The organism is Streptomyces sp. NPDC000594, from assembly GCF_040299965.1.
Classification (GTDB): Bacteria; Actinomycetota; Actinomycetes; order Streptomycetales; family Streptomycetaceae; genus Streptomyces.
Window position 1 is genome coordinate 1 of record NZ_JBEPCY010000049.1, and the last position, 24,581, is coordinate 24,581.

Annotated in this window: 25 protein-coding genes and 1 riboswitch; of the genes, 5 read left to right on the plus strand and 20 right to left on the minus strand. The window is 73.6% G+C overall.

Going from position 1 to position 24,581, the window contains the following annotated elements; all coding sequences use genetic code 11:
• Positions 1-205 precede the first annotated feature (205 nt).
• The 11 genes from ABT354_RS35530 to bioB form a co-directional block, all read right to left on the minus strand.
• Positions 206-1,363, minus strand: coding sequence for an ROK family transcriptional regulator (locus ABT354_RS35530; RefSeq protein WP_351501747.1), 1,158 nt, complete (start codon positions 1,361-1,363; stop codon positions 206-208).
• Positions 1,364-1,617: 254 nt separating this feature from the next.
• On the minus strand, positions 1,618-2,169 hold the full coding sequence (mug, locus tag ABT354_RS35535) for a G/U mismatch-specific DNA glycosylase (RefSeq protein ID WP_351501749.1): 552 nt from the start codon (positions 2,167-2,169) through the stop codon (positions 1,618-1,620).
• Complete coding sequence (purB, locus tag ABT354_RS35540) at positions 2,166-3,608, minus strand: adenylosuccinate lyase (protein WP_351501668.1); 1,443 nt, start codon at positions 3,606-3,608, stop codon at positions 2,166-2,168. The genes mug and purB overlap by 4 nt, the downstream gene beginning before the upstream one ends.
• Before the next feature lie 59 nt (positions 3,609-3,667).
• Positions 3,668-4,471 (minus strand): SGNH/GDSL hydrolase family protein, encoded by an 804-nt coding sequence (locus tag ABT354_RS35545; protein WP_351501670.1) that lies wholly within the window; start codon positions 4,469-4,471, stop codon positions 3,668-3,670.
• A gap of 206 nt (positions 4,472-4,677) precedes the next feature.
• Positions 4,678-5,691 carry a hemolysin family protein gene (locus ABT354_RS35550; RefSeq protein ID WP_351501672.1) on the minus strand — a complete coding sequence of 338 codons (1,014 nt, stop codon included), beginning with the start codon at positions 5,689-5,691 and terminating at the stop codon, positions 4,678-4,680.
• Positions 5,688-7,034, minus strand: a complete 1,347-nt coding sequence (locus ABT354_RS35555; RefSeq protein WP_351501674.1) for a hemolysin family protein — start codon at positions 7,032-7,034, stop codon at positions 5,688-5,690. The genes ABT354_RS35550 and ABT354_RS35555 overlap by 4 nt, the downstream gene beginning before the upstream one ends.
• A gap of 219 nt (positions 7,035-7,253) precedes the next feature.
• Complete coding sequence (locus ABT354_RS35560) at positions 7,254-7,748, minus strand: GNAT family N-acetyltransferase (protein ID WP_351501676.1); 495 nt, start codon at positions 7,746-7,748, stop codon at positions 7,254-7,256.
• Positions 7,749-7,899: 151 nt separating this feature from the next.
• Positions 7,900-8,247, minus strand: a complete 348-nt coding sequence (locus ABT354_RS35565) for a VOC family protein (RefSeq protein WP_351501678.1) — start codon at positions 8,245-8,247, stop codon at positions 7,900-7,902.
• Positions 8,248-8,330: 83 nt separating this feature from the next.
• Complete coding sequence (bioD, locus tag ABT354_RS35570; RefSeq protein ID WP_351501680.1) at positions 8,331-9,083, minus strand: dethiobiotin synthase; 753 nt, start codon at positions 9,081-9,083, stop codon at positions 8,331-8,333.
• 99 nt (positions 9,084-9,182) lie between these two features.
• Positions 9,183-10,481 carry an adenosylmethionine--8-amino-7-oxononanoate transaminase gene (locus tag ABT354_RS35575; RefSeq protein ID WP_351501682.1) on the minus strand — a complete coding sequence of 433 codons (1,299 nt, stop codon included), beginning with the start codon at positions 10,479-10,481 and terminating at the stop codon, positions 9,183-9,185.
• The gene (bioB, locus tag ABT354_RS35580; RefSeq protein ID WP_351501684.1) at positions 10,474-11,754 is read right to left on the minus strand and encodes a biotin synthase BioB; all 1,281 of its coding nucleotides are present in this window, start codon (positions 11,752-11,754) and stop codon (positions 10,474-10,476) included. The genes ABT354_RS35575 and bioB overlap by 8 nt, the downstream gene beginning before the upstream one ends.
• Before the next feature lie 123 nt (positions 11,755-11,877).
• Between bioB and ABT354_RS35585 the strand changes: the two genes are divergently transcribed.
• Positions 11,878-13,197: an 8-amino-7-oxononanoate synthase gene (locus ABT354_RS35585; protein ID WP_351501686.1), complete on the plus strand. Its 1,320-nt coding sequence runs from the start codon at positions 11,878-11,880 to the stop codon at positions 13,195-13,197.
• 11 nt (positions 13,198-13,208) lie between these two features.
• On the opposite strand, the gene ABT354_RS35590 is transcribed toward ABT354_RS35585, so the two are convergent.
• The 3 genes from ABT354_RS35590 to ABT354_RS35600 all read right to left on the minus strand — a co-directional run bounded on the left by ABT354_RS35590 (position 13,209) and on the right by ABT354_RS35600 (position 15,142).
• Positions 13,209-13,685 carry a C40 family peptidase gene (locus ABT354_RS35590; RefSeq protein ID WP_351501688.1) on the minus strand — a complete coding sequence of 159 codons (477 nt, stop codon included), beginning with the start codon at positions 13,683-13,685 and terminating at the stop codon, positions 13,209-13,211.
• A gap of 3 nt (positions 13,686-13,688) precedes the next feature.
• Positions 13,689-13,847: riboswitch (cyclic di-AMP (ydaO/yuaA leader) on the minus strand.
• Between the two features lie 345 nt (positions 13,848-14,192).
• A complete protein-coding gene (locus ABT354_RS35595) occupies positions 14,193-14,498 on the minus strand; it encodes a hypothetical protein (RefSeq protein ID WP_351501690.1) in 306 nt (101 codons plus the stop codon).
• Positions 14,495-15,142, minus strand: a complete 648-nt coding sequence (locus ABT354_RS35600) for an ATP-dependent Clp protease proteolytic subunit (protein ID WP_351501692.1) — start codon at positions 15,140-15,142, stop codon at positions 14,495-14,497. Before ABT354_RS35600 ends, ABT354_RS35595 begins: the two co-directional genes overlap by 4 nt.
• A 139-nt stretch (positions 15,143-15,281) precedes the next feature.
• Between ABT354_RS35600 and ABT354_RS35605 the strand changes: the two genes are divergently transcribed.
• On the plus strand, positions 15,282-15,575 hold the full coding sequence (locus tag ABT354_RS35605; protein WP_351501694.1) for a type II toxin-antitoxin system Phd/YefM family antitoxin: 294 nt from the start codon (positions 15,282-15,284) through the stop codon (positions 15,573-15,575).
• A gap of 64 nt (positions 15,576-15,639) precedes the next feature.
• Here the strand turns inward: ABT354_RS35605 and ABT354_RS35610 are convergent, their stop codons facing one another.
• On the minus strand, positions 15,640-16,377 hold the full coding sequence (locus ABT354_RS35610; protein ID WP_351501696.1) for a lysophospholipid acyltransferase family protein: 738 nt from the start codon (positions 16,375-16,377) through the stop codon (positions 15,640-15,642).
• Positions 16,378-16,630: 253 nt separating this feature from the next.
• Here ABT354_RS35610 and ABT354_RS35615 point away from each other — a divergent pair, with 253 nt between their 5' ends.
• Positions 16,631-18,034: a hypothetical protein gene (locus tag ABT354_RS35615; RefSeq protein WP_351501698.1), complete on the plus strand. Its 1,404-nt coding sequence runs from the start codon at positions 16,631-16,633 to the stop codon at positions 18,032-18,034.
• Positions 18,031-18,621: a hypothetical protein gene (locus ABT354_RS35620; protein ID WP_351501700.1), complete on the plus strand. Its 591-nt coding sequence runs from the start codon at positions 18,031-18,033 to the stop codon at positions 18,619-18,621. The genes ABT354_RS35615 and ABT354_RS35620 overlap by 4 nt, the downstream gene beginning before the upstream one ends.
• A gap of 53 nt (positions 18,622-18,674) precedes the next feature.
• Here ABT354_RS35620 and ABT354_RS35625 read toward each other — a convergent pair whose 3' ends face one another.
• Together ABT354_RS35625 and ABT354_RS35630 are read right to left on the minus strand one after the other, a co-directional pair.
• Positions 18,675-19,772, minus strand: a complete 1,098-nt coding sequence (locus tag ABT354_RS35625) for a polyprenyl synthetase family protein (protein WP_502983567.1) — start codon at positions 19,770-19,772, stop codon at positions 18,675-18,677.
• An 86-nt stretch (positions 19,773-19,858) separates the two neighbouring features.
• Complete coding sequence (locus tag ABT354_RS35630; RefSeq protein WP_351501702.1) at positions 19,859-21,025, minus strand: polyprenyl synthetase family protein; 1,167 nt, start codon at positions 21,023-21,025, stop codon at positions 19,859-19,861.
• 363 nt (positions 21,026-21,388) lie between these two features.
• On the opposite strand from ABT354_RS35630, the gene ABT354_RS35635 reads away from it, so the two are divergent.
• Positions 21,389-21,856 (plus strand): ATP-binding protein, encoded by a 468-nt coding sequence (locus ABT354_RS35635; RefSeq protein WP_351501703.1) that lies wholly within the window; start codon positions 21,389-21,391, stop codon positions 21,854-21,856.
• Between the two features lie 117 nt (positions 21,857-21,973).
• Here ABT354_RS35635 and ABT354_RS35640 read toward each other — a convergent pair whose 3' ends face one another.
• The 3 genes from ABT354_RS35640 to ABT354_RS35650 all read right to left on the minus strand — a co-directional run bounded on the left by ABT354_RS35640 (position 21,974) and on the right by ABT354_RS35650 (position 24,419).
• Positions 21,974-22,132, minus strand: coding sequence for a hypothetical protein (locus ABT354_RS35640; RefSeq protein WP_351501705.1), 159 nt, complete (start codon positions 22,130-22,132; stop codon positions 21,974-21,976).
• 118 nt (positions 22,133-22,250) lie between these two features.
• Entirely contained in the window at positions 22,251-23,201 is a 951-nt protein-coding gene (locus ABT354_RS35645; protein ID WP_351501707.1) for a cytochrome c oxidase assembly protein, read from the minus strand.
• A 192-nt stretch (positions 23,202-23,393) separates the two neighbouring features.
• The gene (locus tag ABT354_RS35650; protein ID WP_351501709.1) at positions 23,394-24,419 is read right to left on the minus strand and encodes a 6-phosphofructokinase; all 1,026 of its coding nucleotides are present in this window, start codon (positions 24,417-24,419) and stop codon (positions 23,394-23,396) included.
• Positions 24,420-24,581 lie beyond the last annotated feature (162 nt).

The following is a 24,581-nucleotide window of genomic DNA, read 5'->3' on the forward strand; positions in this document are numbered from 1 at the left end:
ACCCCGCCGCCCCCCGGCCCCGCCTGACCCGGCCCCGCCCGTTGCGCCCCGGGCCCCCGGGGGCGGGGGGGCGGGTGCACCCCCCCCCGCCCGGGCCCGGGCACCACCCGGCCCCCGCCGCCGGGCCGTTTCCGTGGGTACGGGCGGCTCTTCCCCCGCGTGGCGGCGGGCCGCTCCGGTGCGTACCGGAGCGCCGGGGCCGGGGTCAGCGGTGGGACGCCGCCGTGCCCTCCACCGCGAACAGCTCCTCCTCGACATGGTCGAGCGCCAGCCGCAGCGCCCCCGTCGCCACCGCCGCCTCCCGCAGCAGCGAGAGCGTCACCCGGGGCGGCCGCAGACAGTAGCGCGCCAGCTCCTCGCGGAGGGGATCCAGCACCCCGTCCAGACCGGCGGCCCAGCCACCGATGACCACCAGCTCCGGGTCGAGCGCCAGCACCAGCGCCGCCACATCGTGCACCAGCCGCTGGATGAACCGCTCCACCGCCGCGCCCGCCCGTGCGTCGCCCTGCTTGGCCAGGGCGAAGACCTGCGCCACCGCGGGCTCGTCCAGCGGGTGCAGCGGCTGGTCCGTGGTCGACAACAGCGTCTCCGGGGTCACCTCGCGCCCCAGCAGATGCAGCGCGCCTATCTCGCCCGCGGCGCCGCCGAAGCCCCGGTGCAGCCGTCCGCCGATCAGGGAGCCCGCCCCGGGGCTCAGCCCCGCCAGGACGAAGACGACATCGTCGGAGTCCTTCGCGGACCCCTTCCAGTGCTCGGCGAGGGCCGCCGCGTTGGCGTCGTTCTCCACCAGCACCGGACAGCGGAAGGAACGCTGGAGCCGCTGCCCCAGCGCCAGTCCGGTCCAGCCGGGCAGGGCGGTGCCGAGCCGTATCGTCCCGTCCGCCTCCACGATCCCCGGCGTACCGACGCCGACGGCCCGCAGATTGGTCCGGGCCACCCCGGCCCTGCGCAGCACATCCGCGATCACCTGCCGGACCCGCTCCAGCCGCTCATCGGCGGAGGCGGCCTCCGCCACATCCCGGGAACCCGCGCCGATGACCCGTCCGTCCAGCCCCGAGACCAGCGCGGCCACCCGGTGCGGACCGATCTCCACACCGAGCAGATGCCCCGCCTCCACCCGGAACCGGAAGCGCCGCGCGGGTCGGCCCTGACGGCGGGCCTCGCCCTCCTCGGGTTCCGACTCGCTGACCAGGTCCGCCTCGACCAGCCCTTCGATCACACCCTCGACCGTGGGGCGTGACAGCCCCGTGAGCCGGGTCAGATCCGTGAGCGTCGGGGAACCGGCGTCCCGTAGCGCATGGAGTACCACCGCGGAGTTGATCCGCCGCAGCAGAGACGGATCCCCGCCGGTCAGCCGCCCCACCATGTGTCCTTCCAGCCCTCACTCGCGCAGTTCGGGCGTGTGTGTCTGCCGGATCGTACTCGCTCGCCCGTCCGACGTGCACGATCGATGGGAGGGGTACGACGGGTCCGGCCAGCCGTTTCGCGTTCCCCCGGGTGCCCGGTGCCTTGTCCTCTCAGGCGCCGGGACGCCTCCCCGGTCCCCCCGGGCGGCACCCGGAAGGGCCGGGGGAGCCATCCGGAACGGCGCCGGAAGGGCCGTGCGGGACGACCGTCCTACGGGCTCCCGGGGGGCCGGAGGGCCACCGTCCGCAGCCGCCCGTACTCCTCGGCCATCGACTCGGCCGTCCAGTGCGCGTTCAGCCCGCTCGGGTTGGGCAGCACCCAGATCCCGGTCTCCCCGATCGTCCGCTCCTGGCGCCCCATCCGGGCCCGGGGCTCCTGGAAGGCGGTGCGGTACGCGGTGATCCCGACCACCGCGAGCCAGCGCGGGCGCAGCCGCCCGACCCTGGCCCGCAGCAGCTCACCGCCGGTCCGCAGCTCCTCGGCCGACAGCTCGTCGGCGCGCGCGGTCGCCCGCGCCACCACATTGGTGATGCCGAGTCCGTAGGTCAGCAGCTCCCGCTCCTCGGCGGGGAGCAGCCGGCGCGGGGTGAAGCCGGAGCGGTGCAGTACCGGCCAGAAGCGATTGCCGGGCCGGGCGAAGTGATGGCCCGTGGCGGCCGACATCAGCCCCGGGTTGATGCCGCAGAAGAGCACGGCGAGGCCGTCCGCGGCCACGTCGTCGACGACGCGGCCCCGGGCGGCCGCCAGCTCCTCGGGGGTCAGAGGATCGCCCCGGGGGCGTACCCGGCGGCCTCCGGGTGCTCCGCCGTGATCTCCTCGATCCGTGCCACCACCGAGGTCACCTGGTCGGCGGCGGCGCCCGTGAAGGACAGCTTGTCCGCCATCAGGGCGTCCAGCGCGGCCCGGTCCAGGGGGATGCGGTCATCGGCGGCGAGCCGGTCCAGCAGCTCGTTGCGCTCCGCGCCGCGCTCCCGCATCGCCAGCGCCGAGCCCACCGCGTGCTCCTTGATCGCCTCATGGGCCTCCTCCCGGCCCACACCGGCCCGTACCGCGCCCATCAGCACCTTGGTGGTGGCCAGGAAGGGCAGATAGCGGTCCAGCTCACGGGCGATCACCGCGGGGAAGGCGCCGAACTCGTCCAGCACCGTCAGGAAGGTCTCCAGCAGCCCGTCCAGGGCGAAGAAGGCGTCCGGCAGGGCCACCCGGCGTACCACCGAGCAGGAGACGTCGCCCTCGTTCCACTGGTCGCCCGCCAGCTCGCCGGTCATGGAGGCATAGCCGCGCAGGATGACCATCAGGCCGTTCACGCGCTCGCAGGAGCGGGTGTTCATCTTGTGCGGCATCGCCGACGAGCCGACCTGGCCCGGCTTGAAGCCCTCGGTGACCAGCTCGTGCCCGGCCATCAGCCGGATGGTCTTCGCGACCGACGAGGGCGCGGCGGCCAGCTGCACCAGCGCGGAGACCACGTCGTAGTCGAGGGAGCGGGGGTAGACCTGGCCCACCGAGGTGAAGGCCCGCGCGAAGCCCAGATGGCCGGCGACCCGGCTCTCCAGCTCGGCCAGCTTCCCGGCGTCGCCGCCGAGGAGGTCCAGCATGTCCTGGGCGGTGCCGACCGGGCCCTTGATCCCGCGCAGCGGGTAGCGGTCCAGCAGCTCCTCCAGCCGCCCGTACGCCACGAGCAGCTCGTCGGCGGCGGTCGCGAACCGCTTGCCGAGCGTCGTCGCCTGCGCGGCCACATTGTGCGAGCGGCCCGCGATCACCAGTTCGGCGTACTCGGCGGAGAGCCGGCCCAGCCGGGCCAGGACCGCGACCGCACGGTCCCGGGTCAGCTCCAGCGACAGCCGGATCTGGAGCTGCTCCACATTCTCGGTCAGATCCCGGGAGGTCATGCCCTTGTGGATCTGCTCATGCCCGGCGAGCGCGTTGAACTCCTCGATCCGCGCCTTCACATCGTGCCGGGTGACCTTCTCGCGCTCCGCGATCGACGCCAGGTCGACCTGGTCGAGGACCCGCTCGTAGTCGGCGAGGGCGGTCTCCGGCACCTCGATGCCGAGATCCTTCTGGGCGCGGAGCACGGCCAGCCAGAGCCTGCGCTCCAGCCGGACCTTCTCCTCGGGGGACCACAGAGCCGCCAGCTCCGCGGAGGCGTAGCGGCCGGCCAGGACATTGGGGATGCGGGGCTTCGCAGTCACAGCAGTCACATGGCCAGATTCTACTGGCGATTCATGCAGGCCAGAGCCTCGGCCCTGGTTGTGGGTTGCTACGAAGGCCGCGCGGGCCGCTGAGCGGCCCCGTCCACCGGGTAGGCGAGCAGGTCGGGGCGCTTGGGCGGCAGCCCGTCCCCGGAGGAGCGGCCCGTCAGCCGGCGCCCGATCCAGGGTCCCAGATGGCGCCGGGCGAACCGCAGATCATCCGTCCGCCGGGCCGCCCAGCCCGCCGGCGCCGCCGGGGGCAGCGGTGTCCGCCAGTCCTCCTCGGCGGGCAGCCCCAGGCCCTGCCAGACCGCCTCCGCGACCCGCCGGTGCCCCTCGGCCGTCAGATGCAGCCGGTCGGCGTCCCAGAGCCGGGGATCGCCCAGCACCCCGGCGCCGTAGAGATCCACCACCAGTGCCCCATGGCGCGCGGCCAGGGCGTCCACCTGGACGAACAGCTCCTCCATCCGGGGACGGAACCGCTGCATCACCGGCCCGTCCCGCCCGGGGCTGTGCATCAGCACCAGGGTGCGGCAGGTCGGGGCGAGCCGCTCCACCGCCTCCTCCAGCAGGGCATGGACCCGGCCCATGTCGCAGCGGGGCCGCAGGGTGTCGTTGAGCCCGCCCACCAGGGTCACCACATCGGCGCGCATCGCGGCGGCGAGCGGGACCTGCTCCGCCACGATCTGCCCGATGAGTTTGCCCCGGACGGCGAGATTCGCGTACCGGAAACCGGGGGTCCGCACGGCCAGCCGGTCCGCGAGCCGGTCCGCCCAGCCCCGGTAGGAGCCGTCCGGCGCCGGGTCCGACATGCCCTCGGTGAAGGAGTCGCCCACCGCGACCAGGCTGGTGTAGTCGGTGTTCTTCTGCATGGCCAGGCGATCGTACCGCGCGGTACGTCCCGGGTACGGACGGCGGATCCGATGCCCCGGGAGCGGGTACGGGCCCCTGCGCGCGGCTCCCGTACACCCCGGGACGTCTCGCACACCCGGGACGCACGGCCGTCCCGGACACCCCGGGACGCACGGCGGCCCGCGCCCCCCGAGGGGAGCGCGGGCCGCCGACGGCTCCGGAAAAACTAGTCGGTCCTGCCGACCAGCTCCCGCAGGACGTCCTCCATGGCCACCAGGCCCACCGGAGCGCCGTCCTCGTCGACCACCGCCGCCAGATGGGTCCGGCTGCGGCGCATCGCGGTGAGCACGTCGTCCAGCGGGGTCGTCGCCCGCACCCGGGCGATCGGCCGCAGCGCGGCCACCGGGAAGGGCTCCACCCGCGGGGTCGCGTCGAGCGCGTCCTTCACATGGAGATAACCGACGATGCCCCGCTCCGCGTCCCGGACCGGGAAACGGGAGAACCCGGACTCCGCCGAGAGCCGCTCCAACTGCTCCGGAGTGGTCCCGGCACCCGCGTACACCACCCGTTCGACCGGCACCACGACATCGCCCACCGGGCGACGGCCCAGCTCCAGGGCGTCCCGCAGCCGCTCCGCCGAACGGTCGTCCAGCAGCCCCGCGTCACCCGCGTCCGCCACCATCCGGGCCAGCTCGTCATCGGAGAAGGTCGCGGCGACCTCGTCCTTGACCTCCACCCGCAGCAGCTTCAGCAGCGTATTGGCGAAGGCGTTGATGGTGAAGATCACCGGGCGGAGCGCCCGTGCGACCGCCACCAGCGGCGGGCCGAGCAGCAGCGCACTGCGGGTCGGCTCGGCCAGGGCGATGTTCTTGGGGACCATCTCGCCCAGCAGCATGTGCAGATAGGTCGCCAGGGCCAGCGCGATCACGAACGAGATCGGATGGATGGCACCCTCGGGCACGCCCAGCGAGTGGAACACCGGCTCCAGCAGATGGGCGATGGCGGGTTCGGCGACGATACCGAGCACCAGGGTGCACAGGGTGATGCCGAGCTGCGCCGTCGCCAGCAGCGCCGACACATGCTCCAGACCCCACAGCACACTGCGGGCCCGGCGGTTGCCCGCCTCGGCCTCGGGCTCGATCTGGCTGCGGCGGACCGAGATCATGGCGAACTCGGCGCCGACGAAGAAGGCGTTGACCACCAGGGTCGCCAGACCGATCAGAAGCTGGACAGCGATCATCGTCCGGCCTCCTCGTCCACGGCGGAGTCCTGCGCGGAGGCGGCCGGGGCGTGCATCAGCACCCGTGCGGCACGCCGCCCGGAGGCGTCGACCACATCCAGCCGCCAGCCCTCCAGGTCGATGTGGTCACCCTCGGCCGGGATCCGCCCCAGCTCGGTGGCGACCAGACCGGCCAGGGTCTCGTACGGTCCCTCGGGCACCTTCAGCCCCACCTGCTCCAGCTGATCGGTACGGGCGGCACCATCGGCGGACCAGAGCGGACGGCCGTCCGCGTCCTCGCCCACCGGGGCCAGATCCGGGGTCTCGTGCGGGTCGTGCTCGTCGCGGACCTCGCCGACGACCTCCTCCACGATGTCCTCCATCGTCACCACGCCGGCGGTACCGCCGTACTCGTCGATGACGACGGCCATCGTGGACCGCCCGCCGAGCCGGTCCATCAACCTGTCGACGGTGAGGGACTCGGGCACCAGCAGGGGTTCGCGCACCACGTCGGCGACGCTGGTACGGGCACGCCGCTCGGCCGGTACGGCCAGGACGTCCTTGATGTGCGCGATCCCGACGACGGTGTCGAGGTTCCCCCGGTAGACGGGGAAGCGGGACAGGCCGGTGGCACGGGTGGCGTTGGCCACGTCCTCTGCCGTGGCCTGCACCTCCAGCGCGGTGACCTGGACCCGGGGGGTCATGACGTTCTCGGCGCTCAGCTCGGCCAGATGCAGTGTCCGGACGAACAGCTCGGCGGTGTCCGCCTCCAGCGCGCCCTCCTTGGCGGAGTGGCGGGCGAGTGCCACCAGCTCCTGGGGGCTGCGGGCGGAGGCCAGCTCTTCGGTGGGCTCCATCCCCAGCCGCCGCAGAATGCGGTTGGCGGTGTTGTTGAGATGGCTGATCAGTGGCTTGAACGCGGCCGTGAAGAGGCGCTGCGGAGTGGCCGAGAGCTTGGCGACCGCCAGCGGCTGGGAGATGGCCCAGTTCTTCGGGACCAGCTCGCCGACGACCATGAGGACGACGGTGGAGAGCGCGGTACCGAGGACCAGGGCGACCGATGAGGCGACCGAGGGTGAGAGCCCCAGGTCCTCCATCGGGCCGCGGATGAGCTTGGCGATCGACGGCTCGGAGAGCATGCCGACGACCAGATTGGTCACGGTGATGCCGAGCTGGGCGCCGGAGAGCTGGAAGGTGAGTCCGCGGACCGCCTTCAGGGCGCTCGCCGCGCCGCGTTCGCCGCGCTCGACGGCGCTTTCGAGGTCGGCGCGCTCCACCGTGGTGAGGGAGAACTCTGCCGCGACGAAGACGCCGCAGGCGAGCGAGAGCAGCAACGCCACACAGAGAAGGAGGATTTCGCTCATCGGGTCATCCCCGTCCCACGGTGGGTGAGGGGCGGCCGGGAGGCTCGATGTCTGCTACTGGGAGGCTCGTCCATGGACGGACGCTCACACCTTTCGATTGGGTTCCACAGGACCCTCCCATGGTAAAGGACCGGCAAAGTGCCCGGTGGGGAAGGGTCGTCCCAGACTATCGGGCCTCCCGGGGGTCCCGCCGTGCCGAGGCTCCCGGCTCCCCGGCGGCTACCCTCGGTGACCGGCCGCGGGCGCAGCCGGCTCAGGGGCCTCGGTGACCGCAGGGGCGTCGGCGGGCCGGTCGTACGGCTTCACCCAGCGCCGCCAGCGCTCCTCCCGCCGGTACCCGGCCGAGGACCAGGCACGCTGGGCCCTCTCATTGGCCTCCAGCACCATGGCGTCCCCGCGCCGCCCGCCCACGGCGGTGAAACGCTCCTCGGCGGCCTCCAGCAGGGCGGTGGCGACCCCCCGGCGGCGGTACGGGGGGAGCACGGCGAGCCGGTACAGGGAGCAGCGCCAGCCGTCCCAGCCGGCGATCACGGAGCCCACGAGCAGGCCGCCGGACTCGGCGAGGATCAGGGCCTGCGGATCCCGGGTGATCAGCCGGGTGACCCCGTCCACGTCGTCGGTGATGCTGGTGCCCTCGGCGGCCTCCGCCCAGAAGGCGAGAACGGTACGGGCCTCGTCGACCCGTGCGGTACGGATGTGAAGATCGTCGCTCATGGATCGACCCAAGCATGCCGCTTCCTGGGCCGACCAGCGGTTTTCCCCCGTGGTGCGCCCCGGGCGGGGTGGTGTCACCGGCCGGGTCCCGGCCGGGCCGGGGGCGGATCAGGGGCGGGTCAGACCGGGGGCGGGTCAGGCCGGGGGCGGGTCAGGCCGGGAGGACGAAGCAGAACTCATTGCCCTCCGGGTCGTGGAGCACCTGGAAGTCCCCCTGGGGGTCGGAGACCACCGCTCCGACCGGCGAGGCCCCGAGCGCCACCGCCCGCGCCGTCGCCGCCGCGAGATCCCCGGCCTCCAGATCCAGATGCAGCCGGTTCTTCCCGGCCTTTCCCTCCGGCACCCGCTGAAAGGCGATCCGCACCCCGTCCGGCGGGTCCACGAAGGACCAGCCGGGGCTCCGGTCCACCGGGTCGCCCCCGAACAGCGCCGCCCAGAAGCGGACCAGCAGGGCCGGGTCATGACAGTCGAAGACGATCTCGCTGAGTCGTGCGCGCATGGGTCCACCCTAGGTCGCGCCCGCCCGGGCCCGGCGTGCCCCGGCCCCCGGGCCCGGTCGTCGGCCGGGCGGCGCCGCGCGGCCTACCGTGCCAGGGCGCCGACCGCTTCGGCCGCCACCAGGGGCTCGGGCCGCGCGGCGCCGGTGAAGGCGGTGGCGTCCCAGGTGCCGCCCAGGCGGGGGGCGAACCAGCGGGGCGCGCGGGCGCGGAAATCGGCCGGGGAGAGCCGGCCCGCGCCCTCCGGGACGGCGCCCAGCAGCGGCGCCCCCGCCACCTCGGGGAGGTCCAGCAGATTGCAGCGGGCCGCGAGGTCCGGGGCGGCCGGCCAGCTGCCGACGACCACGCCCAGCTGGTCGACCCCCCGGGCCCGCAGCGCCTCGCCGGTCAGTGCCACCGCGTTGAGCGTGCCGAGCCCGGCGGGGGCCACCACCAGCACGGGGGCGGCCAGCAGCCGGGCGACATCGGCGAGGGTGGTGCCCCGGTCGTCGAAGCGGACCAGCAGCCCGCCCGCCCCCTCGACCAGCACCAGGTCGTACTCCCCGGCCAGCGCCGCCACCCGGTCCGCGATCTCCTCGGCACCTGGAGCGGTCCGCCCGGCCCGCCGCGCGGCGGTCGCGGGGGCCAGCGGCTCGGGAAAGCGCGCCAGCTCCAGACCGTGCGCCGGGCCGCCGAGCCGCCGTACCTCGGCCAGATCGCCGGGCTCCCCCTCGGCGACCCCGGTCTGCGCGGGCTTGACCACGGCCACCCGCAGGCCGGCCGCCAGCGCGACCAGCCCGGCGGTCACGACGGTCTTCCCGATCTCGGTCCCGGTACCCGAGACCACGATGACGGACACGCTGTTCCTGCCTTTCCCGTTTCTCGTTCCCTGTCGGGGAAGATCCCCCCGGCCGCCGTGGGCACCCGGCCCCGGCGGCCCGCGACCTCGGCCCGTGCCTCAGCCCGCGGTCGCCGCCGCGCGCATCCCCGCGCAGATCCGCGCCAGATCCTCGTCGTCGGTCACATAGGGCGGCATCGCGTAGACCAGGTCCCGGAACGGCCGCAGCCAGACCCCCGCACGGACCGCCGCCTCCGTGGCCGCCGCCATGTCGACCGGGTGGTCGAGCTGGATGACCCCGATCCCGCCGAGGACCCGGACATCCCGTACCCCCGGCAGCTCCACCGCCTCCGCGAGCCCCGCCCGGAGCCCGGTCTCCAGCCGCTTGACCTCCTGCTGCCAGTCCTGGTCGAGGAGCAGCCCGATCGAGGCTCCGGCCACCGCCGCCGCCAGTGGATTGGCCATGAAGGTGGGCCCGTGGGCGAGCACCGGCACCTCGCCGCGCGAGATGCCCGCCGCCACCTCCGAGGTGCACAGGGTCGCCGCCATGGAGAGATAGCCGCCGGTCAGCGCCTTGCCCAGACACATCACATCCGGGGCGACCCCGGCCGAGTCCGCCGCGAAGAGGGTCCCGGTGCGGCCGAAGCCGGTCGCGATCTCGTCCAGTACCAGCAGCACCTCATGGGCGTCGCACGCCTCCCGCAGCACCCGCAGATACGCGGGGGAGTGGAAGCGCATCCCGCCCGCCCCCTGCACCACCGGCTCGACGATCACCGCCGCCAGCTCGTGCGCGTGCCGGGCGATCAGCTCCCGCAGCCGCTCCGCGTACCCCTCGTCGTACTCCTCGGGAGGCGCGTCGGCGAACACCTGCCGGGGCAGCGACCCCGACCACAGATGGTGCATCCCGCCGTCGGGGTCGCAGACCGCCATCGGCTGCCAGGTGTCCCCGTGATAGCCGCCGCGCCAGGTCAGCAGGCGCCGCTTGGCGGGGTTGCCCCGGGAGCGCCAGTACTGGAGGCACATCTTCACCGCGACCTCCACCGCCACCGAGCCGGAGTCGCTGAGGAAGACATGGCGCAGCGGCTCCGGGGTGATCTCCACCAGCCGGGTCGCCAGCCGGACGGCGGGCTCATGGGTGAGCCCGCCGAACATCACATGGCTCATCCGGTCCAGCTGGCCCCGGGCCGCCTCGTTGAGGACGGGGTGGTTGTAGCCATGGATCGCCGACCACCAGGAGGCCATCCCGTCGATCAGCTCCCGGCTGCCGTGGACCGGCTCGGCCAGCCGCAGCCGTACCCCCGACGCCGACTCCACCACCAGTGGGTCCACCCGGCCCGGCATGGGGCCGTACGGATGCCAGACATGGGCCCGGTCCAGGGCGAGCAGCTCTCCGGGGGAGAGCGGCGGCGCCTCAGGCATTGGGCGCCAGCTCCGTGCCCGCGCCCCGGCGCCGTACGGTCACCAGGTCGGTACGGGGGCCTCCCGCCACCGCCGCGCTCCCGCCGCTGTCGGCGCCGTTCGAGGCCGGGTTCGTCGAAGCCGGGTTCGTCGAGGCAGGGGTCTTCGGGGCCGGGGTCTTCGGGGTGGGGGTCTCCGTACCGTTCGCCGTGGCGGGCTCCGCACAGCCCCCGGCCCCGGTCCCGTTCCCGTCGCCGCAGACCGAACCGCAGCCACCGGCCGCCGCGTCCGTCCGGTGCTCCGGGAGGGTGGTGGTGTCCGTGCCCTCCACCTCGAAGCCCGCGTCCGCGATCATGTCCAGATCGGCCTTGCCCGCCTGGCCCTCGCTGGTCAGATAGTCGCCGAGGAAGATGGAGTTCACCAGGTGCAGCGCGAGCGGCTGGAGGGTGCGCAGATGCACCTCGCGCCCGCCCGCGAGCCGTACCTCCACATCCGGGCAGACGAACCGCACCATCGCCAGGATCCGCAGGCACCGCTGCGGGGTGAGGTTCCACTCCTTGGCCAGCGGGGTGCCCTCGAAGGGGATCAGGAAGTTCACCGGAACGGAGTCCGGGTCCAGCTCCCGCAGCGCGAAGACCACGTCGACCAGGTCCTTGTCGCTCTCGCCCATCCCGGCGATCAGGCCCGAGCAGGCCGAGAGACCGGCGGCGTGGGCCTTCTGGACGGTGTCGACACGGTCCGCGTAGGTGTGGGTGGTGGTGATGGCGCCATAGGTGGCCTCGGAGGTGTTGAGGTTGTGGTTGTACGCGTCGGCGCCGGCCTCCCGCAGCCGCTCGGCCTGTCCGTCCGAGAGCAGTCCCAGACAGGCGCAGACCTCCACCTCCTCGTTCTCCTCCTTGATGGCCTCGATGGTCCGGGAGACCCGGTCGACATCGCGGTCGGTGGGGCCGCGTCCGCTGGCGACCAGGCAGACGCGCTTGGCGCCGCCCGCCACTCCGGCCGCCGCCGCCTTCGACGCCTCCTCCGGCTTCAGCCAGGTGTACTTGAGGATCTCCGCCTTCGACCCGAGCCGCTGCGAGCAGTAGTTGCAGTCCTCGGGGCAGAGCCCGGACTTCAGATTGACCAGATAGTTGAGTTTCACCCGCCGTCCGAACCACTGGCGGCGCACACTGCCCGCCGCGGCGACGACGTCGAGCAGTTCGTCATCGGAGGTCGCCAGTACGGCGAGTGCCTCGTCGCGGGTCGGCAGCTCGCGCCGCAGCCCCTTCTCCACCAGCGTCTTCAGCAGGTCCATGGCGCCGATCCTGACGCACGGAGCGGGCCGGGGGAAAGGCGGAACTCCACAACAGACCCCGCGGCGAGGTGTGCGCATGGACACATCCCCCCAGGTGCCCGGCGCCGTTAGGGTCTGGGGACCATGAACAGGGAAGTGTGTTCCGCGCCAGGCCCGGACGAGGATCCCGCACGGCCGGGCCCGGCCCCTTCGACGGGTCCGGACCCCTTCGGGTGGCTCGGCGACGCGGCCCGGCTGAGGGAACGGGCCGGTCTGGTCCGGACCCTGCGGCCGAGGGAGGCCGGCGCCGGCCCGCTGGATCTCGCGGGGAACGACTATCTCGGACTCGCCCGGGACCCCGCCGTCACCGGCGCGGCGGCCGACGCGGCCCGCCGCTGGGGGGCCGGGGCGACCGGCTCCCGGCTGGTGAGCGGCAGCACCGCGCTCCACGCCGCGTTGGAGCGGGAACTCGCCGCGTTCTGCGGCTTCGAGGCGGCCCTGGTGTTCTCCTCCGGCTATGCGGCCAATCTCGCCGCCGTCACCGCGCTCACCGGCCGGGACTCCCTGCTGGTGTCGGATGCCGCCAATCACGCGTCGATCGTCGACGGCTGCCGGCTCTCCCGCGCCCGTACGGTGATCACGCCGCACGCCGATGTGGACGCGGTACGGGAGGCCCTGAACGGCGCGGGGCCCACCGAGCGCTCCCTGGTCGTCAGTGACGCGGTCTTCTCGGTGGACGGCGACGCGGCCCCGCTCGCCGACCTCGCCCGGATCTGCCGTGCGCGGGGCGCCGCCCTGCTGGTGGACGACGCCCATGGGCTCGGGGTGCTGGGCGACGGCGGCCGGGGCGCCCTGTGGGCGACGGGTCTCGCGGGGCAGCCGGGGGTGGTCGCCACCGTGACGCTCTCCAAGGCGCTGGGCAGCCAGGGCGGCGCGGTCCTGGGCCCCGCCCGGGTGATCGACCATCTGGTGAACACGGCCCGGAGCTTTGTCTTCGACACCGGGCTCGCCCCGGCCGCCACCGGTGCCGCGCTCGCCGCGCTGGAGCGGCTGCGGGCCCGCCCGGAGCTGGCCGGCCGGGTCCGCGCCCATGCGCTCGCGCTGCACCGGGGACTGACGGAGCGTGGCTTCACCGCCCGGCGCCCGGACGCCGCCGTGGTGTCGGTCCGGGCGCCGTCGGCCGGTGAGGCGGTCGCCTGGGCGGCCCGCTGTCGGGCCGAGGGGCTCGCCGTCGGCTGCTTCAGGCCCCCTTCGGTGCCGGACGGCATCTCCCGGCTGCGGCTGACGGCCCGTGCGGATCTGACCGGGCGGCAGATCGCCGACGCGCTGGCCACGGTGGAGGCCACGGCTCCGGCGGGGGCCAGGACTCCGGCGGGTGCGACGGCTCCGGCGGGGGCCCGTACCCCACCGGAGCGGGCGGCCGCCGCCGGTTCCTCCGGTCCGCCCTCGCCCGTCGGGCGATGACGGACGGTCCCTCAGGACACCCGGCCGTAGCGCACGTTCTTGGTCCAGATCTTGTCCAGCTTCACCCAGGACCCCCGCTTCGGAGAGTGCCAGATCTTCCCCTTACCGGCGTAGATGCCCACGTGGTAGACGTACCCCCGCGAGTGGAAGAAGACCAGGTCACCGGCCTTGCGGGAGGAAGAGGAGATCTTGCGGCTCTTGTTGTACTGCTGCTGCGCGGTGCGCGGCAGCTTCTTGCCCGCCTTCTTGTACGAGTAGAGCGTCAGCCCTGAACAGTCGAAGCGGCTCGGCCCGGCCGCGCCATAGCGGTAGGGCGCTCCCTTCTTCGAGGCCGCCACCTTGAGCGCCTTGTTCGCGTGGGTGGTCGCGGCCTGTGCCTCCGGGGTGCCTCCCGGCACCAGAAGCGATCCGCCGACCGCGGCGAGGGTGAGGGCCGACACGGCCCCCGCCCGGCTCAACAGGAACGGGACGGTGTTCTGCGCACTCATGCGCAACCCTTCGTCATCCGCCTGTGAAGGGTGACCTGTCGGGTTCGGGTGGACGAAGTTTCCCGGCCGCGGTGCGGCTTCACCCCAAGGAACGTCCGGACGGTGGGTCCGTGCGTCCCGTACTGCTTGGGTCCTCCACTCCTGCCGAAGCACTCCTGTCGACCAGAGCCCGGGACAGCGGCAGGACTCGGCGTCCGCCCGGACCGCCCCGCCGAGGTGACGGGGGCTTGTCGTCCCAGGGATCTTGACCCACAACCCGATCAAATTCCGAGCGGAAAAGGCTATATGTGAGGTTTGCCACCCTTGGTCCGTTCAGGTGGACAGCGGCCCTCTGTGGTCCGGCTCACGAGAGGTGAGCATGCCCGCACCTGCGGAGGAATAAGATATTCCGCTTATTCGGTGGACGGTTCCGCAACTCGACCGTAGCCGGGGCGGCGCCCTCGCGTACATCATTCGGGCTACTGGCACTGGTACCCACATGGCGGTTGACCCCCTGCGGAGGGATGGTCAGGGAGCTTGGGGTGGTGGTAGGGAAACCCGCAGTGTTCTGCGCTCCCCGTCGAGCACCCTGAGCGCCCTCGCGAGCGTCGCGGCGTGCACTTCGCTCTCCCCGCGCCGATGCATCAGATCGAGCGCCTCGCGCAGCGCGGTCGCCTGGCTCACGAGCGCCTGGGCGGCGCGGAGCGCGCCATAGGTATGGGTGGCGCGCGCCGGATTGATCCGCCCGAGCAGATCGGCGGCGCTGAGATAGGCGTCGATCAGTTCCCCCTCGGCCCGGGTGAGCGCGGGCAGGGGCGGCTGCCTCGGAATCATGCGCTCGCCGCCCCCCGCGCACCGGCCCCACGGGTCCGGATCACCTGGTCGACCAGGCCGTACTCCAGCGCCTGGGCCGCTGTGAGATGCCTCGGCCGTTCCAGCTCGGCGGTCACCCGCTCCGGGTCGCGGCCGGTGTACCGGGCGAGGAGCGCGGTGAACGTGCCGCGCTGCCGCAGCAGTTCGGCCGTATGGATCTCCAGATCGGACGGCTGTCCGTGCAGCGGCTCCGCGAGGGAGGGCTGTCGCAGGGTGATCCGCGCGGTGGGCAGCATCAGCCGCCGGCCCGGGGCGCCCGCCGCGAGCAGCAGCGCGGCGGCGCCCGCGACCTGCCCGACACAGACGGTCTCCACCGTGCAGGTGATCGCCTGGAGGGTGTCATGGATCGCCATCACGGCGTCCAGGGAGCCGCCGGGCGCGTTGATATAGAGCGAGATGTCCCGTTCCGGCGCCGCGTACTCCAGCTGGAGCAGCTGGGTGATCACATCGCCGACCGCGATGTCGTCCACGGCGGTGCCGAGCAGAACGATCCGTCCCTCCAGCAGCTTCGACCAGGGGTCGAGCCGCCGTACCCCCTGGGGGGTGCGCTCATGGAACTCGGGCAGCACCGTACGGGCTGCCGGGGTGCGATCGGAGTGAGTCATCGCGATGCCTCCTCGTGAACGGCCGGGTGAACGGCCGGATGAATGGCCGGGTGAACGGCGGTAGGAGCGGCGGTAGGAATGGCGGCGTTCCAGAAAATGTACAGGACGTACGTGAAGTACAGGGCGTTATGATGGACCCATGGCGTACGAGATTCCGGTGACCCAGGCACGGGCGGAGCTGGCCGAGCTGATCAACCGTGTGGTCTACGGCGGGGAGCGGGTGACGGTGACCCGGCACGGCAAGCCGCTGGTGGCCCTGGTCTCCGCCGCCGATCTGGAGCGGCTCGACGCACTGGACGCACAGGAGCGGGAGCGCGCGGCCGACCAGGTGATCAGCTCCGTCTCCTCGCTGGGCGCCGCCCCCTCGGCACCCGACGGGCGACGGCGCTTCGGGCTCACCGCCGAGCACCACCGCCCGGGCCCCGGCCGCTGAGCCGTCCGGGCGTGCCGCCGCCCCGGCGTCCTGGACCGGGGCCCCTGGCCTCCGTATGCGCCGGTCAGCGGCCGACCGTACCCCCGCGCTCCTTGCCCGAGCGGTCCGAGCGGTCCTTGCGGGCCTGCTCCACCTCCGCCTTGACGTCCGCCGCGTACCGGTCCACGTACTCCTGGCCGGACAGCTTGAGGATCGCGGAGATGATCTCGTCCGTCACCGCCCGGAGCACCGCCTTCTCGTTCTCCAGACCCTCGTAACGGGAGAACTCCAGCGGCTCCCCGAAGCGCACGGTCACCCGCTTGATCCTCGGCATCACCTGGCCCGGCGGCTGGATCTCGAAGGTCCCCACCATGGCGCAGGGAATCACCGGCACACCCGCCCGCAGCGCCATCACCGCCACCCCGACCTTGCCCTTGTAGAGACGGCCGTCGTGGGAGCGGGTGCCCTCCGGATAGATACCGAGCAGCTCACCCTTGCCGAGCACCCCGAGCCCCTCCCGGATCGCCGCCTGCCCGGCCTCCTTGCCGGAGCGGTCCACCGGGATCTGCCCCGCGCTGCGGAAGAACGCGGCGGTCAGCCGGCCCTTCACCCCCGGCCCCGTGAAGTACTCGGCCTTCGCCAGAAAGGTGATCCGGCGGTGCAGGATCGCGGGCAGCAGGAAGTGGTCGGAGAACGACAGATGATTCCCGGCGACGATCGCCGCGCCGTCCTCGGGGATGTGTTCGAGCCCCTCGATCCTGGGCCGGAACAGCAGGCGCAGCAGCGGCCCGAGCACGACATGTTTGAGCAGGTAGTAGAACACGGTCGCTCCCTGCCCCGGCGGGCGCGCCGGCGACGATTCCCAGCGGGGGACATGCGCGGAAAGGCCAGTGTAGGCGCGGCGGGCCCGCATGCGGCGCGGCATTGCCGCGATTCGTCGGGGGCCCCATGGCCGTACTCGCGTGGACGTCTGTCCGTGCCCTGGGGACGGCGGTCGCGTTACACACCGGACAGGCCCGGCCCCGGCCCCGGCTTCCGGGCCGGCCCCGACCCGCGTCCCCTGGGAGGGAACTGCCATGACCACCGACACCACCCGGGACCCGGCCCGGGAGCGCGCACAGCCCCCCGGACCCGCCGTCCCCGAGCCCGTGACGCCCCCTCAGGGGCCCGTCCCGGCACCCAACTTCGTGGACCTCCTCTTCCACGGGCTGCATGACGCGGCCCCCCACCCCGACGCCGGTTTCACCATCGGGGTGGCGCTCCATCTCGAAGGCCCCACCCCCGAACTGGCCCTGATCCGGGAACGGGTGGCCGCGCTGGCGCCCGTCCTGCCCGCCCTCACCCACCGGCTGCGGCAGCACCCGCCCGCCTGGGTACCCGCCGAACCCGACCCCGAGCGGCACATCACCGAACGCCCCCTGGGGCCCGGTCCGGTCGCGGCGGTCCTGGAGGAGCTGCTGAGGGAACCGCTGCCCGCCGACGCCCCGCCCTGGCGCCTGGTCCTGCTCCGCCGGGAGCCCTCCGCGAGCACCCCGACGAGCACCCCGACGAGCACCCCGGAGAGCACCCCGGGAAGTGACGGCGGACCCGCCGGCTCCGGCTCCGGCTCAGTCCTCGTCTACCTCACCCACCACGGACTCCAGGACGGCGGCGGACTGATCTCCGTCCTGGAGACCCTCTTCGGCCCCCCGCTGCGCCCCTCCCAGCTCTCCATCACCGCCCGGCTGCCCCGGCTCCGCAGGCGCGAGGCCCGGGGCTCGCTCTCCTCCCTGACCGGCGGCGGCCGGATCCCGATGTGGCGCTCGCGCAGCCACCCCCTCTCCGCCGAACGTCACCTGCTCTGGGCCGAGCTGCCGCTCGCCCGGCTGCGCGAGGCGGCCCGCGCCGGTGACTGCGGGGCCAATGACATCCACCTCGCCGCCGTCGCCCACGCCGTCGCCGGATGGGCCGCCGAGCACTGGCCGCGCGCCGCGCACCTCCCCGTACCCGTCTTCGTCCCGGTCAGTCTGCGCACTCCGGAGGAGGCCGTCGTCCCCGGCAACCGCTGCTTCCCGGTACGGGTCGATCTGCCCGGGGGAGCCCTCGCCGCCGCCCGCCGGCTGGAGGGCACCGTCCGCGCCACCGCCCCGCTGCGCTCCGTCTCCCACCGGGCCGTCCTCCACCGGTTCTCCACCGCCCTGCCCACCTGGCTCCATCTGCGCCTGGCCCGCTTCGCCACCCGCCCCGGCAGGATGTCGATCGGCAGCTCCTTTCTGCTGATGCGGCACCGGCTGACCGTCGGCGGGACACCGGTGGCGCGGGTGGAGCCGATGATGTTCTGCCCCGACGGCACCCCCATGACGGTCAGCCTGATCGCCTACCGGGGGATCGCCTCGGTGTGCTTCCGGATCGACCGGGCGCTGCCCGGGGCCGAGACCCTGCCGGACCGCTGGGCCCGCGCCGTCGAGGAGCTGGCCGGCGGCGCCGGGGACCGGGGATGACCGGACTCGCCGCCGGACCCGACACCCGGCTCGCGGCCCTGATCAGCGGCTGGTTCGCACCGCGCAGCTGGATGCTGGTGACCGCGCCCCTCATCGGCTGGCACGCCGCCGGACCCCCGGGTGCGCTCTGGGGGGCGCTGACCGCCCTGGTCACCGGGGTGGTCCCGCCGCTGCTGATCGAGGCCGGGTGCCGCCGGGGCTCCTGGGGCGGCGGTCTGACGGAGCGCCGGGACCGGCTCGCCGCGGCGCCCTGGATCCTCGCCCCGGTCGCCGCCGGGGCGGTGCTGCTCCCGCTGCTGGGGGCGCCCCGCGAGATGACCGCCCTGGTGGTGGCGATGGCCGCGGTCCTGCTGGCGCTCGCCGCCATCACCACCGTCTGGAAGGTGTCGGCGCACTCCGCCGTCGCGGCGGGGGCCAGTGCGGTGCTCATCCTGGGCTACGGCTCCTGGATGCTGCCGTTGACCGTGGTGACCGCGGCGACCGCCTGGTCCCGGATCCGGCTGGGGCGGCACACCCCCGCCCAGGTCGTCGTCGGTGTCACGGTGGGGGCCGCCGCGGCGGGCACCACCTTCTCCTTACTGCGCTGACGCCCGCCCGTGCCCGCCCGTATCCACCGGAACGGGAGGGCGCGGGCACGGCTTCACGCCCGGCGCTCCACGCTCCACAGCGGCAGCGCCTCGAAGAAGGAGACCGCCTCCTCCCGCCACCGGGGCCGCCAGCGCGCCGCCTCCTGGGACGCGGCCCGCGCGTATCCCGTCATCCGCCGGTGCAGCAGGGCGTCCACTCCGTGCCGGAGGGCGATCTCCCGGATCTCCGCGACCCGGTCCGTATCGCACGCCGGGTCCCCGAGGGCGGCCGTGACCCGGTCCCGGTCCGCCCCGCCGACCGTCTCCAGCAGGGCGTCGACCGCGTAGGTACGCCGTCCCTCGCGCAGATCCGTGCCCACCGGCTTCCCCGTGACGGCGGGGTCCCCGAAGAGGTCCAGACAGTCGTCGCGCATCTGCTCGTAGATCCCCACCAGGACCGCGTACCGGTGGAGCCCGTCGGCGTACCGGTCCGGGTCCTCTCCGGCGGCGAGCAGCCCGAGCCGCAGCGGGGCGAGGATCGAGTACCGCGCGGACTTGTACTCGGTGACGGTGTGCAGGAACTCCTCGTCGGGCACCGGCGGGAAGTCCCGTTCCAGATCGAGGAACTGGCCCAGCACCGTGTCGGCCGCCGCCCGGGTCTGGGTCGCGGCCATCGCCCGCCGCAGCCCGTCCGGCAGCGGCGCCTCCAGCAGCACCTGGACGGAGAGGAAGGCGGCCAGGTCCCCGGCGAGGACGGCCAGCCCGAGGGCGGTGCGCTCCCGTCCGGGGAAGTCGGCCCGGTAGGCGTAGTACGTGGAGGGGGCACCGCGCCGCAGGGGCGCGTCGTCGATGATGTCGTCGTGGACCAGACCGTGGGTGTGCAGCAGCTCGACGCTGATCGCCGCCGCGTCGAGACCCGGTACCTCCTCGCCGGTGACCAGCCGCGCGGCCTCGTGGAGCAGGGCCACCCGCAGCCGTTTGCCGCCGCGCAGCGACTGGTCCCGCAGCAGCTCCACACAGCGCGGGGCGAAGGTGCTGCCCGCGAGCGGGCCCCGGTCCTTCAGCAGCCCGTCGAAGTAGGCGGCGAAGACGGGCTCGAAGCGGCTCCGGTGGTGGGCGATACGCGCGGCGGCCGCAGCTCTTGCGACGGCCGCTTCGGTCTCGGGCGGCACGGTGTCGGGCGGCGCGGTCTCGGGCACGGCGGGCCTTTCGGATAAGGGCGGTCGGCTCCCGGACGGTACGGCGGACCGGGCCGGGGTCATGCCGTGTACTGGGTGGCGGTGACGGCCAGATTCCGCAGGGCCGCCGAGGCCCGTTCCGGCAGCGCCGCCGCGTCGAGCACCCCCAGACATCGATCGTAGCGGGCGGAGATCATCTCCTCGACGCCCTCCCGGGCGCCGGTGTCCTCCACGATCGCCCGGATCTCCGCCGCCCCCGCCTCGTCCAGCGCCGCCCGGCCCACCAGGGAGCGCAGCCGGACCCGCTGCCCGGCGCCGGCGCCCGCCATCGCCAGTGCCAGCAGTACGGTGTGCTTGCCCTCGCGCAGATCGTTCAGCCCGGGGGCGCTGCGCCCGTCCGGGGAGCCGAAGACATCGAGCAGATCGTCACGGAGCTGGAACGCCTCCCCGAGCGGCACCCCGAAGTCGGTGCAGAAGTCGAGCACCGACCGGTCCCCGCCGCCCGCGGCGACGCCCAGCTGGAGCGGGCGCTGGATCGTTCCGGCCGCGGTCTTGTAGCGGATGATGCCCAGCGCGGCCTCGATGTCGTCGTCCAGCCGTTCGGCGCCGAGCAGATCGCGGTACTGCCCGAACATCACCTCGGCCAGCATCGCGTCGTTGATCCGGTGCACCTGGGCGAGCCGGGCGGTGTCCAGGCCCGCCGTGTGCAGCAGCTCCTGGGACCAGATCAGGGCCAGATTCCCGGCGAGCAGGGCCTCCCCGGCGCCCAGCCGGGCGGCGCTGTCATGGCCCACATGCCGGGCGGCCAGCGCCCGGTGGACGGCGGGGCGCCCCCGGCGCAGCGCGGAGTCGTCGATGATGTCGTCGTGGATCAGGACGAAGGTCTGGTACAGCTCCAGGGAGGCCGCGACCCGCAGCGCCGAGGCGCCGTCGTCCCCGAGGACCCCTCCCCGTACGCGCCCGGCCGGGTCGCCCCCGCCGTCCGCTCCCGGGGCCCCGGGGAGGCCGGTGCGGGTGCCGTCCTCGCCCGCGCCGGCCGCGTACCAGCCGACCACGCAGAGCAGCGGACGCAGCCGCTTGCCCCCGGAGGCGAGGAAGTCCCGCAGGATGCGGACCACCTCCGGGGGATGGCCGCACCCGGCGGCGGCGGTCGCCTTGGCGGCGAGGAACTCTTCCACCACCCCCTCGACCTGATCGCGCACGACGACCAGATCGATCGGCTCGGCGGTACGGACGGCAGACGTCATGGCGATCACCCTTCCAGTGCGGGACCCGGGGGCGCGGCGGGCGTCGGCCGCCGCCGGGAACCGGGGTCGTGGGCGCCCCGTCTCCGGTCCGGTGACCGGCGGGTTCGGGTCCGGCGCGGGGCGCCCACGACGGGTGAACGACGCCCACCGCCCGGGGGTCACGACCCTGGGCCGTCCGGACGCGCGGCCCGGCGGCATATGCCATCGAGCGCTTCCCCGGTCACCCGCACGGGCGCCGCCGTCCGGGGGGCGCCGTCCGGGGGAGCGGGCTACGCTGATCGGTGACACAGAGACGGTGGTCGATCACCCTCCGTGGGTGAGGGTGGGGTGGGGCCGGGCCCGTCGCGACGAGGAGCCACACCCATGCGCACACAGGACACCCACCGGTTCACCCTGGAGGTACGCGCCTCCGACGAGACGATCCCCCGGGTGCGGCGGGTGCTCGCGGCCCGGCTGCGCGAATGGGGGCTCGACACCCAGATCGGCCCGGTCTGCCGGGGCACGGTCGAACTGCTCGCCAATGTGGCCCGCCATGTCGAGGGCGACCGGACCTGTGTGGTGGAGGTGCGCTGGACCGGCCGCCGGCTGGTGGCCTCCGTCGCCGACCGCGATCCCCGGCTGCCCCGGCTCACCAGCGCGGGCCCGGTCTCGGGCGGCCTGGCGGCGGTGGCGCTGCTCAGCGACGGCTGGGGGACCTGTGCCACGGAGACGGGCAAGGTGATCTGGTTCGGCCGCCGGGTCGCCCGCGCCGGGCACACCCCGCTCGACGGCAGGGCCCCGTACCCCGCGACGGGGGAGTTCCGCCGGCTGCCCCGGACGGCCGGGGTCTGAGCGCCTCGTACCCCCGTACCGTCGTCCACAGGAACCGGGCGGCGGTACGGGGGTACGCGCGCACTCCGCGCCGGGCGGTACGGGGGTCCGCGCACGCACTCCCCCCGGGGGGTCGGCTCAGGTGCCGCGTGCCGCGATCACTCCGATGGTCACCAGGCCGAGCACCACCCAGCCGAACCAGAGCCAGCCATTGCTGCCGAGCGCCGCGGTGTACGCGGTCACGACCACCAGGGTCGCCACCGTGAGCACGCCCATCGCCTTCGTGGATCCGGACATCCGCCCTCCTGGGAAGACGAGACCCCGCCGCGCGGGGTCGCCGGAGGTCATCGTCACCCGGGCCCGGTGCTTCGCGCTACCGCCGCGCGCCCCCCGTGCCCCGCGCGGCCGGGAGGCGCTACCGCTGGCGGGCGTGGAGCGAGGCGAGATAGGCGTTGTACGCCTCCAGCTCCTTGTCGCCGTCCCGGTCCGCCGCCCGGTCCATCCGCCGGGCCTGGCGCTCCTCCGAGCGGTACCACTGGAAGACCAGCGCCAGCAGCACCAGCACCGACGGGATCTCGCTGAACGCCCAGGCGATCCCGCCCGCCGCGTGCTGGTCGGCGAGTGTGTCGATGCCCAGCGACGCCGGGGGACTGGCGTACGCGTCCACCATCGGCTCGCTCGCCATCATCAGCGCGATACCGAAGAAGGCGTGGAACGGCATGCCCGCGAACAGCTCCAGCATCCGCATCACATAGCCGGGCCGGTGCGGGCCTGGGTCCACCCCCATGATCGGCCAGAAGAAGACCAGACCGGTCGCCAGGAAGTGGATCATCATCCCGATGTGCCCGATCCGGGACTCCATCAGATAGTCGAAGAGCGGGGTGAAGTAGAGCCCGTACAGACTCGCGATGAACAGCGGGATGGTGAAGGCCGGGTGGGTCACGATCCGCATGTAGCGGCTGTGCAGCAGCGCGAGCAGCACCTCGCGGGGGCCCGTCCGGCCGCGGCCCGCCACCGGCAGCGCGCGCAGCGCCAGGGTCACCGGTGCGCCCAGCAGCAGCAGGATGGGCGAGACCATGCTGATGATCATGTGCTGCACCATGTGCACGCTAAACATGACCATGCCGTACTCGTTCAGCCGGGTGCACATCGCCAGCAGGACGGTGAGCACACCGGCGACGAAGAACAGGGTGCGGCCGAGCTGCCAGGAGTCGCCCCGGCGCCGCAGCCGCAGCACACCCCAGCCGTACAGAGCCAGCGCCAGCAGACAGCCGGTCAGGAAGAACGCGTCCGGCGAGAACTCCAGCCCCCGCCCCAGCGTGAACGGCGGCAGATCCATCGATGTGCCGTGCCCGCTGTGATCCATCCGCCGGCTCCTGATTCGTACGGGAAGGTGCGCTTGATTCGTACGGGAATGTGCGCTTGCCGGGGAACAGCGTAGAACTGCCCCCGGCCGCGTTCGCGACCGGGGGCACCCAGGAGTGGTCGAGTCGGCCCAGCGGGGGGCCGTCCGGATCGGCTCAGCGGGCCGTCCGGCCCGGCTCGGCGGCCGTCCGGCTCAGAGCACGCACTGGGCCTCCGCGTACCGCTCGGCCGGGACGGTCTTCAGCGACTCGACCGCCCGCGCCAGCGGCACCATGGTGATGTCGGTGCCGCGCAGTGAGGTGAGCATGCCGAACTCGCCCCGGTGCACCGCCTCCACCGCGTGCCAGCCGAAACGGGTGGCCAGCACCCTGTCGTACGCGGTCGGGGTGCCGCCCCGCTGCACATGGCCGAGGATCACCGGGCGGGCCTCCTTGTCCAGGCGGTGCTCCAGCTCGGTGGAGAGCTGGCGGGCGACCCCGGCGAAGCGCTCATGGCCGTAGACGTCCTTGGCGCCCTCGTCCCAGCGCATGGTGCCGGGGGCCGGTTTGGCACCCTCGGCGACCACCACGATCGCGAAGCGCTTGCCCGCCTCGAAGCGCTCGCCGACCCGCCGGGTCAGCTCCTCGATGTCGAAGGGGCGCTCGGGCACCACGATGGCGTGGGCCCCCGCGGCCATGCCGGAGTGCAGCGCGATCCAGCCGGTGTGACGGCCCATGACCTCCACGATCAGCACCCGCTGATGGGACTCGGCGGTGGTCTTCAGCCGGTCCAGGGCCTCGGTCGCCACCCCCACGGCGGTGTCGAAACCGAAGGTCACATCGGTGGCCGCGATGTCGTTGTCGATGGTCTTGGGCACCCCGACGATGGGCAGCCCCGCCTCGGAGAGCAGATGGGCCGCCTTGAGGGTGCCCTCGCCGCCGATCGGGATGATCGCGTCGAGACCGAGGTCGGCGACATGGCCCCTGGCCGTCTCCACACCGCCCCGCAGATGCTCGGGCCGCACCCGGGAGGAGCCGAGGACGGTGCCGCCCCGGGCCAGGATGCCACCCACGGAATCCAGGTCGAGCTTGCGGTAGTCGCACTCCAGCAGGCCCCGCCAGCCGTCGTGGAAGCCGATGACCTCGTCCCCGTGGTCGACGACCGCGCGGTGGACGATGGAGCGGATGACGGCGTTGAGGCCGGGGCAGTCGCCACCGGAGGTGAGCACACCAATACGCATTGCCCAGATACCTTTGAACGTGGGCCGACTCCGGACCACGTCGTCCGGTTGGATCGGGCACACCCTACCGGCGCCCGGCCATGGGAGCCGAATGGGGCGTCCCACCAGGTGGGACGCCCCTGATGAGGGTGGCGGAGGCCGGCAGCGGCATCCCCTCGGGCG